At 57.7% G+C, this 12,127-nt stretch carries 3 protein-coding genes; 1 reads left to right on the top strand and 2 read right to left on the bottom strand.

Annotated features, from left to right (window positions below):
* Nucleotides 1-33 precede the first annotated feature (33 nt).
* Complete coding sequence (locus BMY54_RS07320) at nt 34-5,154, bottom strand: dermonecrotic toxin domain-containing protein (protein ID WP_093430610.1); 5,121 nt, start codon at nt 5,152-5,154, stop codon at nt 34-36.
* A gap of 192 nt (nt 5,155-5,346) precedes the next feature.
* Entirely contained in the window at nt 5,347-8,490 is a 3,144-nt protein-coding gene (locus BMY54_RS07315; protein ID WP_093430609.1) for a transglycosylase domain-containing protein, read from the bottom strand.
* Nucleotides 8,491-8,782: 292 nt separating this feature from the next.
* Between BMY54_RS07315 and BMY54_RS07310 the strand changes: the two genes are divergently transcribed.
* Nucleotides 8,783-11,908 carry a dermonecrotic toxin domain-containing protein gene (locus tag BMY54_RS07310; RefSeq protein ID WP_139213386.1) on the top strand — a complete coding sequence of 1,042 codons (3,126 nt, stop codon included), beginning with the start codon at nt 8,783-8,785 and terminating at the stop codon, nt 11,906-11,908.
* Nucleotides 11,909-12,127: the final 219 nt, after the last annotated feature.

The raw sequence follows: 12,127 nt of genomic DNA, 5'->3' as shown, positions 1-12,127 counted from the left end.
CCTTGATGGTCTGACCGGTTTGCAAGCCTGCCGTCAGAGGTTCGCGATTCTCATGGCCTCCCGGGTCAATTGTCGGGAAAGGTCATCGCGCTGATAACCGATTTGTTTCTGCAGGTCCTGGTACAGCCTTTGGCTCAAGGGCTCATCCTTGAGTACATCGGCCACGGAAATGCCGAGTTGGTTCGCAAGACTTTCCAGTTTTTGCGTCAGTGGTTTTATCTGACCCGGATCCTTGAGTTCAGCCCACTGCGCTTTTATTTCCTTCAATTCTTCGACCCATTCGAGTTTGTTCTCAAACAGATGATCATTACGCTCGTATTGCGTCGGGTGGGTCTTGCGCAGATGACGCTCCCAGAAGTTGTCTGAAGCCAGGTTGATCATTTTATTGACCAAGCCGTCGCCCTGTTCCCGATTCATGATCATTCTGTGCGCCAGTTCGATCTCCGCGTTAGTGACACCGGATCGAGGCTGATAGCGCATGCCCTCCGATTGCCAAGGCAGTTCCAGTCTTTGCGCCAGGCCGGTTTCGAGTGCCAGATGAATCTCTACTTCATCCGGTGCAGGCTTCCTCGAATCGATCAGGTTCTGTTGCGCCTGGCTGCTGTACTCCACGCGAGCCTCGTCGCTCACAAAGTCCAGCCGCGCAGCACTGCGGGCCAGGCGTACGAGGGTGTTATCCAGAACCTGGGCCGATGTCGGCGCTGTATAGGCTTTGGACACCAGCACTTTCATTCCCAGTGAATTGAACAATTGCGCACCGAGATCGCCGCAGTCCTCCGGGGACACAATCTGTCTGAACAGTTTTTCGCGCAGCTCTGAATCGAGGGCGGCGGCTTCGACCATTTCCCAGACACGTTGGGTCAGCTTGCGGCGTGCGGGCTCCGTCAGGTAGTCGGCGCTTTCTCTTTGTTTGGCAATCACGCTGAAAAAACCGGCGGAGTGCGGCTCGGCCATCAGGTCATGCCAGGTTTCTTCGCGATATTTGCTCAGTGCCGAAGACGGGCCGAAACCGCCGGGCACATCGGCAGCGAGTTGCCAATGGCGGAGTTCGTCATTGGCGGCGGGAAAATAATCCTGCACCAAACCCAGGCGTGAAGACTCTCGATACTCGCCAAAACGCTTCCGCTCTTCATTGGTCAGTTTTTCCAGGCTGAAACGTGCGCGGCTGAGCACAAACGCCTGATCAGAGCCAGGCGTGACTTCGGGCAGGGTATTGATTGGCGCCCCCCGCATGTCGAGCATGAAACTGCGCGGTCGCTGCCGGTCAACGCTGTCCACCTTGAACAGCCCCTTGGGCCAGGTCTGGATGTCGGTGTTAGCCAGGCTCAGCTCCTCCAGCCGGTACATTCGCCCGACATCCGGGGGGATGCGCAAGGGATTGCCGTTCAGGTTTAGCGTGCGCAGACGTACCAGTGCGTCGAGTTGTTTGCTGGAGCGATACGTCAAGTCGATGCGGTTATCGGCCAGATCCTCGAGTTGACGCATCTGGCCGATGCTGGAGGGTATTTCTTTCAGATTGCACTGGCGGGCGCTCAATTGGCGCAGATGAGGGAAGCTGCCGAGCAGTCCGTCGCGATTTGCCGAGAGGGATGTCTTGTTGAGCCTCAGTGCGGTGATCTGATCAAGGTGTTGCTTCATGCCGGGTTGCTTGCGCAATTCTTCCCACCAGTATTCGAGATCATATCGGTTCAACTCAGTGGTCAGGTCCAGTGTATAGCCTTGCTCTGGATGATGGATCTGTTCGTCGAACCCCGCGCTTTTGCGCTCGAAACACTCAATTAACCTTTCTTCTATGTGCCTCCCGCCAAGTTGCATGTAATCCATGGACGCTCCGTAGCCCGGATTTCCCTCGTCGTCCACGCCGGCGGGGTGTTTTTCACGCGATGCCTGTAATTTACGGTGCAAATCCTTGCGTTCGCTTTCCAGCTTTGCGATGGCATCGACTGCATTGCCGTCGCTCTTGCGCTGCAAGACTTCAATGAAGGCATTCACCTCTCTTGTGTTCATTTTCGGGTAGAGCGTACTGACGCGTTGTTCCGGCGTCGGTTCAGCCCAAAACCACGGCCAACCGCGCACCAGCGTTTCGGTCTCGATCGTCGCCACTGAGCGGATCGGCGGTTCCGCCAGCGCGGTTCGGCGCTGCGCAGGGGCGGCGGCCTCTTCCATGATCCACCGTTTCAGCGGGCGCCCCTGACCGTGCCGGTAACCCACGGCTGGCAATTTTTCGGCAGGCACGGCCTGCAGAATCGACTCGTAGAAATCATCCGCGTCATGCAGCGTGCGGTTGCCTGCGTCGAGCACTTCATAGCGCCCCTGTTCGTTGCGGATCAGGCGCCTGACGACGCTTGCATCATCGGGTCCGACACTGCAGCGCAGTGGTCCGTCGTAGGTGCCGTCGCGCACTTCCAGACGCAGATCGGCAAAGGTGTCGGTGTTGAGCCTGAGGGTATTGAGGGCCAGGCGTTCACTGTCTGCGGTCATCAGCTCGTCATGATAAAAGCCCTCGTAGGCGTGGGTGGCGCAGGCTTCGAAGGCCATTTCCCGGGCCTGGACCTTGAGGCGCAACGGCAGGCGTTTTTCCTTGGCGATTCTTTGCAGTTCGGCGGGGCTGGCCTGGGCCACGAGTTTTTCGGCAAGCGGCAGCGGCAAATCGGGAAAGGTCTGTCTGACGGTTTTGATGTCGGTTTTGTCGGTTCTTTCGCCTGCTTGATAGACACGGCGGGAGACGTCCCCGCGACGCTCATCGACGGCATTGGCGAGCCGATTGCGCAAGGCCGCGACGCGTTGGTCAGGGGCAATGTCCGGGCCCAGCAGGTGGTTGAATTCTTCATTGGTGAGGAAGTTCGCCACGCGATCCGGCAACTGTCCCGCATTCAGATCATTGAGGCTGATGCGCAACGTCTCCGCCGGCGCAGCCTGCGGATTGCCGTACTTGCGCGAGTAACCACTCAGACTGGCATCGGCAAACACCTCCAGCGCTTTGCTGTAAGGCCAGCCCGGCAAACCGGTCAACACCGGTTCCAGCCAGACGGCCTGTGGATCGATCGGGCGGCCCGCGCGGATGTCGGCAGTCGCCGTGAGTACATCGTCGTAGGCGCTGAAGCGTTTGACTGTGTCGGCCAACAGCGGCGGAGGCGGGCTGTTGTCGATATGCATCTGACGCAGGGCGTCGTGATCGGTGCCGCTGCCGATGCGGATCTGCTCAAGTTCCGCGGGCGAAAAGCGTTCGACGCTGTGGCCCAGTCGTCGCATCAGCGCGTCATTCGGCCAGTTGTGCGGGGTCTCCGCTTCATGCACCCAGGCGCCGTGGCCGTTGTGTTCGATTTTCGGCCGGTAGGCGTTGGCGCGGCTCGGGTGCTTGATGCGGTGGGTGTTGGACGTCGCATCAGTCGTGGCCTTTTCGACGACGTACAGCTTGCCTTCCAGCGGCAGGACGTGTTCGTTGCGGTACTGATGCAGGCCATGGCGATCGGGTTTGGCGCCGGGCGAGAGCATCAGTTCGTTACGTTCGTAGGGACTCAGGTCCGGGTGCCATAAGCTGTTTTTGCCATTGGGCAGCTTGACCGGTTTCATGCCGTCTACCAGCGACGACAGTTTGACGCGAAAGGTTTCGCCGATCTGCGCGCCGGCGGCGAAGGCGGCCAACTGAATGATGTCGGTGACCACACTGATGACATGCCCGGCAGCGTCCTGCCAAAGCCCTTCGGCCAGATCAACGATGCCTTCGATCACATCGCTGGTTAGCTGGTAGGCCGTGTAGGCCATCATCAATTCGCCCAGCCCCGGCACGAATGGTGTGGCGATCAACAGCGCCACGTTGAAAATGTCCGAAAGGATTTTCTTGAAGTTGTCCCACCACGCCCAGCGCGCTTTGCTGTCGGTGTCGGCGGTGGAGACGGCGATCTCCCGGGCGTCGTTGAGGATCTTGTTGAGCTTTTGCTGATAGGCGTGGCGCCAGTAATTGCCCTGCAATTTCACCCGACCGAACTGCAGGTTGGGATTGTCCTGCGGGTCCTTGCGCCACGGTGGTTGCTGATCGGTGGGATCCTGACGCGGGTGATACCTGACAATGAACAGGCGTTGCTCAAGCTCGGCAAAGAAATGCCCGCGCTGCTGATGGTCGACAAACTGGCTGAAGAACTGACGGTAGGTCTGTTCGGTCCACTCGCTGAATCGGTCTTCACGAAGCTGGCGCACCAACTCCTCCCGGAAGGCTTTCAGAGAGTTGTACTCCTTGACCGGGTGATCCGGGTCGTGGGGGATGTAGACGATCAGGCGTCGAACGCCGCGGCTGTCCGATGCCGTGTGCGTCAGCAGCAGAATCCCGGTCAGCCGGGTGCCGAGCAGCGACAGGTCAGCGCACTGCATCGCGCGGCCATTGAGCAGCAGTTGCGGTTTTTCCTCGGTCAGGCTCAAGAGCATTTTGTAGGCGTCGTACTGGATATCGTCCTTGATCAGGGCCAAATGTGCGGCGACGGCGAGGGCGTCCTTCTGACTCTGGTTGACCTTGTACTGCAGCACGCTCTCGGCCAGCGGTTCGCCGGGCAGCAGGTAACTTTCCAGGTGTTTTTTATACCGCGCGCCGATATCCAGATCGCGGCACAGCGCCTGAAACTGGCTGATGGGCATGGCGCTTTTGATCGGTACGACATCGAACAGACCGCGCTCATCGGGCTCGCTGATGTAGTCCGAGCCATGGCCGACCGTTTCACTGCTGGCGAAATTGTGCAGGGCGGCATCCAGCAGCGAGACGGTGCGGGTCACGACACCTGCGGAAAGGTCGATGGCGTACCACGGTTTGTCCTTGGGCAGGTACAGGCGCAGAAAGGTGCTTTTGACGTCCGGCTCGATGCCGTGCCGCTCCTTGATTTTTGCCTTGAGCAGCGGCTCGGCGAAGGCATGGAGATCGATTTTCGCCAAGAGATGATCAACCTGGTTCTGCGATCCCCAGGCCTTGAGGTTGGCCGCAGCGAGTTTGTTCAGATACGCGGAAGGTGCTTTGGTGTACCAGGCTTCGTTCTTCAGTGGCGAAACTGCCAAGGCGAGGCTCCGGGTGACGGTGGCGCTTTTGAAGTTGTCGTTGACGGCGGACTTGATGAATTCGTAGTGCCGTCCTTTGTCCGCGTTTTCCGCAGGCAGGGGAGAGAGAGACATGGCCAATCATCCTTGATTGTTGAGGAGTGATCAGCCTACTCAGGGCAGGGCAAAACAAAAGTTCAAAGATCGGGAGGCAAACGGCTTTGCGCAGCGCCAATTCGACGAAAATTCGAATCTGAAAAATATATAAATACCACCCGCTGAAGCGAAAATTCGTCACCCTGATGCAGAAAAAGCTGACACGATTTGTTACCTCGCTGTAGGGCGCGGCGCTTCGAGCATCGCCACGCTGGCGGTCTGCGTCGGGTTGCACTGTGAGTCGCTGCCCGGTTGCAGATACGGCGTCAGAATCGGCGCCATGCCCTTGAGCACCTGCACTGGCAGGGCCGAGGTGAACTTGAAGTTCTCTGCCGAACGCCCCGGAACGAACGCGGTGAGGGTGCCGAAGTGGTGATCGCCAATGTAGAAAACGAACGTCGCCGTGCGGTTGATCGACTTCGAACTGAGGATGCGTCCGCCCGAACCGATGGCTTCGATCCGGTTGTCGCCGGTCCCGGTTTTGCCACCCATGGCCAGTGGGCTGCCATCAGCCAGTTTGAAACTGCCGGAAACACGTTTTGCTGTACCGGCGTCGACCACTTGCGACAGTGCCTCGCGCATGGCTGTGGCGACCTCGGACGGCATCACTCGTTTACCCACGTGCGGGTCATTGACCAGTTGCGTTTCGTAAGGCGTGCCGGCGGCGAAATGCAGGCTGTCGATGCGCAGCGTCGGCATGCGCACGCCGTCATTGAGGATGGTGCCGATCAACTCGGCCAGTGCGGCAGGGCGGTCACCGGAGCTGCCAATCGCGGTGGCCAGCGACGGCACCAGATGGTCGAACGGGTAGCCGACTTTCTGCCAGCGCTGGTGAATTTCGAGGAACGCTTCAATCTCGAGCATGGTGCGAATACGGCTGTCGCGGGCGCCCTTGTGCTTGCTCTTGAACAGCCAGCTGTAGACTTCCTGACGTTCGAAGTGGCTGGCCTTGACGATCTCGCTGAAGGTCGCGTCCGGGTGGTTCAACAAGTAGCCCATCATCCACAGGTCCAGCGGATGCACCTTGGCGATGAAGCCTTGATCGGGCAAATCGTAACTGCCGGGACCATAGGAATCGTAGAGACGGATCAGGCGATCATCGGTGAGTTTTTCGGTGAGCTTGGTGCCTTTGAGGTGTGAGCGGACGAACGTATTGAAGTCTTCCTGACTGGCATCGGGCAGCAGGTAGCGATGCACGGCGGCCATGCGGATCGGTGTCGGGCGCATGCTGTCGAGGAAGGTGTCGAGACGCGCCTGTGTGTCTTTGTTCCTGTATTTTTTCCAGAACTTGAGCTGGAACGCCGTACCTTCGCGGTCGGCGAAACTTGCCAGGTATTCCTGCCGGCGCGGATCGCGATCGTCCTTGAGCAGTTCGGCACTGCTGTTGGGCCCTGAATAAGTGACATAACGCACCACATCGCGCATCAGCCGAATGAACGGCAGGTTGATCGATTCACGCAGGGCATCGCGCAGGGTCGGTATGCGGCCGTTGTCTTCCTTGCGGAAGTTGTGGAATACATGCAGGCCGCCGCCGGTGAAAAACGCCTCGCCGGGGCTGGCCGAGTATTTGCGGTCGAGGGCTGCGCCGAGCATCTTCGACAGGTCGTGATCCTTGTTCTGGATCAGGTAATCGATGACCCACTGGCTCAAGCGGTCCTGATCGGGGACTTCGACTTTCTTCAGTTCCGGCACGCTCATGGCGCCGTACTTGTCGTGCAGTTCGGCGATGATTTGCAGGTAAGTGGTGAGCACGCGCATTTTCGCGGTGGAGCCGAGTTCGAGTTTGCTGCCTTCGTTGATATCGAACGGCTGGTCGGTGCTATCGGTCTGCACCCGCACGCGGGAACCGTCCGGGGTCAGCTCGAAGAGGGTAAAGCTGTAGCGCACTTGCGTGGTGCTGGTCGGCGTCAGCAAACGTTCACCGAGCAAGCCGATTTCGGCGGCGTAGGCCGGGTCGGCGAGTTTCTTCAGGTAAGCGGTGGCCTGGGTTTGCAGGTCGCCCTGCAGGGTGCTGGTGGCCGAGAGGTCGAGGCGGTCGAGGTCGTACAGCGGCCGGTTGAGCATGCTCGCCAGACGACTGCGGGCGACGCTGATGCCCTTGTTGGTTTCGATCGGTTGAAGGGTCGGCTGGGTCTGCCAGTCGCGGTAGGTGACCTTGCTGGTCAGCGCGGCATCGGCCAGGGCGTTGTCGATCACACCGTTCTGTTTGAGCAGGCGCAAATGGCTGTCGGTGAGGTCGGCAAGCTCTTCGCGGCCCTTGGTCAGGTAATGCGAAGGGCGGCGCTGGGCGATCATCAGCGACAACATCTCGCGCAGGGCCAAACCTTTGGCAGCCATGGTCTTCGCATCGGTGGCCGGGCTGTTCAGTTGTTCGTTGGCCTGATTGAAGTCGCTGCCGTACCAGACGCGCAGGCCTTCGGCCATGCCATGCACTTCGCCATGCCCCGGCACCGCCGACAGCGGCACGCTGTTGAGGTAGTCACGCACGATGTTCTGCCGTGCCCCGAGGGTTTGCGGGCCGGGCTGATAGGCGCGCACGCTGGCCGACATCATCTGCCGCAGTTTCTCGGCACCGGACACCGTCAGGCCATCCGGGGAATGCCGGTACTTTTCCAATTGCGTCGCCAGCGTGCTGCCGCCCGCCGACTGCCCCGGCAGGTGCAGCAATTTTGCCACTTGCGACCACGCGGCCATGCCGAAGCGCGGCCAGTCCACCGCCGGGTTGGCCAGCGGCTGTTTCGGGTCGAGCAGGAAGCGGTTTTCGATGAATAACAGGCTGCTGACCACCACCGGCGGGATGGATTCGAAACTTGAATACAGCTGTTGTGGGTAGTTGTACTTGTACAGCGGTGCGGCCCGGCAATCGGTGATCGACAGCCCGGCCTGAATCTTTTCCGAATACGGCACGAACAGGCCTTTGTCGGTGTAGCTGAGCAGTGCCGGGGAAAACCGCGCCTGTTCGGTGATGACGTAGTTGCGTTTGAGCAGGCGCGGCAGGAACTCATCCAGCGAGCTGTAACCCAGGCGCAGATCGAACGGCCCATTGCCCGGATAGCGAATGGCTTCACTGGGACCGGGTTCGAGGGTGTACGTCAGCGACGCGGCGTATTGGCTGAGCTCACGCGACTGGAAGCGCGAAGTGCGCATTTCCTTGGACGCAGCCAGCCCCACGACGATCGCGATAATCACCAGCAACAACCAGAAAGCCTTCCACCCATGCCGGTTGCGGCGGGGTTTTTCAGGGACAGGCGCTTCATCCACTCGTTCAGTCGGAACCACGGCTTTACTCGAATCGGTTTGCCACAAAGCGCCCATAGTCGATTGATCCATTCACGCAGATTGATCGGACTTGTCTGAAGCTTAGACGGTGGTTGAGGCTGGTGAAAAAAATGTGCGATCGGGGGCCGGCTGGCAGCCCCGGTACGGAGAGTGCGGTGCGACGTGGCGCTTTGAGAGACCGCGAATCAAGAAAACAAATATGTAACTTTTTAGTGAAGGTTATTTATATGAATGTAAGTTGCTAAAGTCTGGTAGTACTCATGGGCTTCGCCTGTTGAATGTTTTGTTGTTAACTCGGACTTTAATTTTATTTCTCTGGGATGAAGTCATGTTGGAATCTCGTGGTCAGGTTTTCAGTATTGCCGAGCATATTGATATTGTTAAGGCTGCAACGCCGTCAGCACTGTTGGGTATGTCAAAAGAAAACCTTGAGATGTTAAAGACGTTTGATGCCGATGCGCCACAATGGTTAAAGATTGCGTCGCCGAAACAACGCGAAGAAGCGCGACACCTGATCGAAGAAAGTGTCGCGGCGCATACGTTGCTGAATAGCGCCATGGCCTCCGTGCAAACACCTCATGAATTCGCCGCGCCATTGCTGGCAAAGGCCATCAAGGAAAGCGCCGGGCTGGATCTGGACGTCAATCGGGTACAGGTGGATTTGTCCGGTAAAAGTGATTTTCACAGCTCGCAGGTTCCACCCGCTTCGCTGCTTGACGCCGCCCTGCATAACCATTCGCCTGATAAAAAGGCAATGTTCTTTTTTAAACCGAATTGCTATGTGACAGTTTCAGGTGGAAAGACAATCGACGTCGGACTTGATGTTCATGAGTTCATCGGGTTATGCCGACAACTGGATATCGGCAAACAGTATCAGGCCTATTTGCATAATGAACTTCATTGGGCTGACGGCAATGCTCGCGACAAACTGAATAAGCTGTTCGTCAATTACCAGAAAGCAGCACTGAGGGCTGCGAGTTATATTGCCTTATGTAAGGGTGATATTCGCCAGGAACATTTTGCAGCGTTGATGTCGAGTGCAGGAGGGCAGGAACCTGTTCACGTCGACGGTAAGACGCTGTGGTATCGCAGCTTGAGTTTCAATGAGTTGCCCGTACACAGCTGTATCATTTTCGAGATCGCCGATCCGGACGATGAAAGCATTCTGGATGACCTGCTGCCGACCGTTGACGGTTTCGCCAATAACGATTTCATCGCCTACATTCCCGACGACCCCGATCATCCCGTAAAGCACTACGCCACAGTGACGGCACTCAAGGCCCGATTGACCGAACAGTTCGTGCGCCGCGCTGAAAGTGACTCGCCCAAGGCGCCAACGGCCTATCAGCATTTCTTCAGCCGGTTCTTGCGTTACAGGGATCGGTCGACGTTTTACTACAGCTTTACCGAAGAGATTCCAACGGCGTCAGGCAAGCCGCGGCTATGGGATCATCAAACCCGTCGGCAAAAGCATGATCCCGATTTTCTTCTGCAGCTCAGGGTGCTGGACCCTTCAGGTGATCCCTGGGTCCAGCACTATGACATCTGGACAACATTGCAGCGGGAGTTCAACCAGCGGATTTTCAGGGATGCCCGCGACGCTGCCGTGTCCAATGCCGATGCCGATGTGCGGGATGAGCAATCCTTGCTCGCGATATTCCTCGAAGTCGGCCTAGCCGCGCTGAATGTACTGTCTTTTGCCGTGCCTCCATTGGGCTTGGTGATGCTCGGAGTGTCCGCCGTGCAACTGATGGACGAAGTGCTGGAGGGGCTTGAAGATCTCAGCAAGGGCGATAGGGAAGCTGGTTGGGAACACATCACCGACGTGCTGGAAAACATCGGCATTGGTGTGGCGACGCTGCCGTTGCTGGCCGGCGTTCATTCGGAATTCACGCCGATTGAAATGCCCGGTGGACAGAAGCGTTTGTGGAAGCCTGACCTTGTACCCTATCGAAGCGATGTGTCGTTGGCAGACGTGGAGCCTGATCCACAGAATCAGTTTGCGGTCGGCGCCAGACACTATGTGAAGGTCGAGGACGGCGTCTTCGAGAAAGTCATCGAACCGGCCACCGGGCAATCGAGAATTCTGCACCCGAACAAACCGCAGGCTTATCAGCCGATTGTTGAACAAGATGGCGCTGGCGAATGGAAGCATGCCTTGCCGCCGCCTTCGACATCGGTCGAACCGCCACCGGCCGGGTTCAGTAACAGGCAGTTTCGTCGCTATGCCGTCAAACCATCCGAACTCGCGCGTCTCAGCCCGGCAGGCAAAGGCATCTTGCAAAGTGCTGATGGACTGCGCCGTTATATCCGCAATATAGATGAGCGCGGCAAGGTCGCGGTGTACCGGGTCAAGAATGATTTCACCCTGAACGCGGAAAGTGTCGACGTCCTCCTCGTCGATTCGGCTTTCAACGAACTTGCGCCTCGCAGATACCGGCAAGTGGCGCCGGATCAATGGCAACCGCAGTCGCTGTTCGGCGGCAATATTACCGATGATCTGCATGAAACGGACGTTGTCAGCGGACAGCAGCCAGGTACCTCCGGCAGACCCGTCTGGCTGCGCCCGCCTTTCAGCCGCGAACTTTTGCCCAACGGCCTGTGGGAGCCGCGGATCGAAGTGGTGACGCTCAACGATGTTCGCCATCTTTCCTATGATTGGGGGCCATTTGAATTCGTCCCTTTCACGGGCAGGCCGACGAATATTCATCAGGCTCTGGCCGCCCCACAATTTGATCATCTTCCTGTCAGCACTGATCTTTTCAAGTCGCAGTTCTGGTCGGATGTCCTCAACGTAGACCCGCAAATGACCAATACCCAAGGAGGAGGGCAGATGATTTTTTCCATGCAACGGATGACCACGTCCGGCGCGGTGGACAGTGAGTTCAATGCCATCAGCGTGTGGAGTACCCCTAACGAACTGCCACATCAGAGCAATGCGTTGTTGGGGTATTGGGCTCCTCAGGGAGGATACGTGGACATACCCGTTCACCCGCGATGGGGTGAACCCGATCATGTGTTTACGCCCGGGTTCAGCGGCTGCTCTTTTACCGTGGATCAGATGGGGGAAAATGTCCTGCGCGTCAGACACGTGGAAGCGGGCAAGGAAGCTGCTCAATACAACGATCTACCCGACCACGAACATGGTTGGGGGTTGAGTACCGCCATGGAGTTTCCGGATTACGGGTTGAGTAATGATGAAAGCGGCAACGCGTATATGATTCTGACGGGGTTCGCCTACATGAAATATGAGCGGACGACGGGTGAATGGATGCTTCACTACCAAGCCCAGTACGGTGCCCCGACCATTGCACAATATTCCGTAAAAGATCCCGGTTTTTTTGACAAGCCAACCCGACAGGCGAAAGCCTTTCCTCAGAACAAGATCATCAGAACCGGTTCCAAAGTCGTGAAAACCGTGACCGACCCAGCGCGGCAAAGCAGCGCGGCCTGATAGCGGATTCCTCTGGATAAAAAACGCACGTTGAAAAGACGATGCACCAAGGTTGTGCAATACTCGCCACCGCTTTTAGTGGCGAGTTTTCCTACAGCTACCAGTTGATCTGCTCGATCAACTGCCTTCTTTGCGGTAACTCCCCCTTAATCTTGTGATTTATAGAGTGAAATGCCCTGCCAAAGGCTTTTTATACTGCACGTCCCGCTGATCTTGCAG

The organism is Pseudomonas sp. ok266 (genome assembly GCF_900110195.1).
Classification (GTDB): Bacteria; Pseudomonadota; Gammaproteobacteria; order Pseudomonadales; family Pseudomonadaceae; genus Aquipseudomonas; species Aquipseudomonas neuropathica.
The sequence above is the reverse complement of the archived record's forward strand: the minus strand, read 5'-3'. Positions and strand labels throughout refer to the sequence as shown.

Bases quoted from the DNA above. Each gene is read 5' to 3' on its own strand.
- BMY54_RS07310 (WP_139213386.1), top strand. From the start codon at position 8,783: ATGTTGGAATCTCGTGGTCAGGTTTTCAGTATTGCCGAGCATATTGAT.
- BMY54_RS07320 (WP_093430610.1), bottom strand. From the start codon at position 5,154: ATGTCTCTCTCTCCCCTGCCTGCGGAAAACGCGGACAAAGGACGGCAC.
- BMY54_RS07315 (WP_093430609.1), bottom strand. From the start codon at position 8,490: ATGGGCGCTTTGTGGCAAACCGATTCGAGTAAAGCCGTGGTTCCGACT.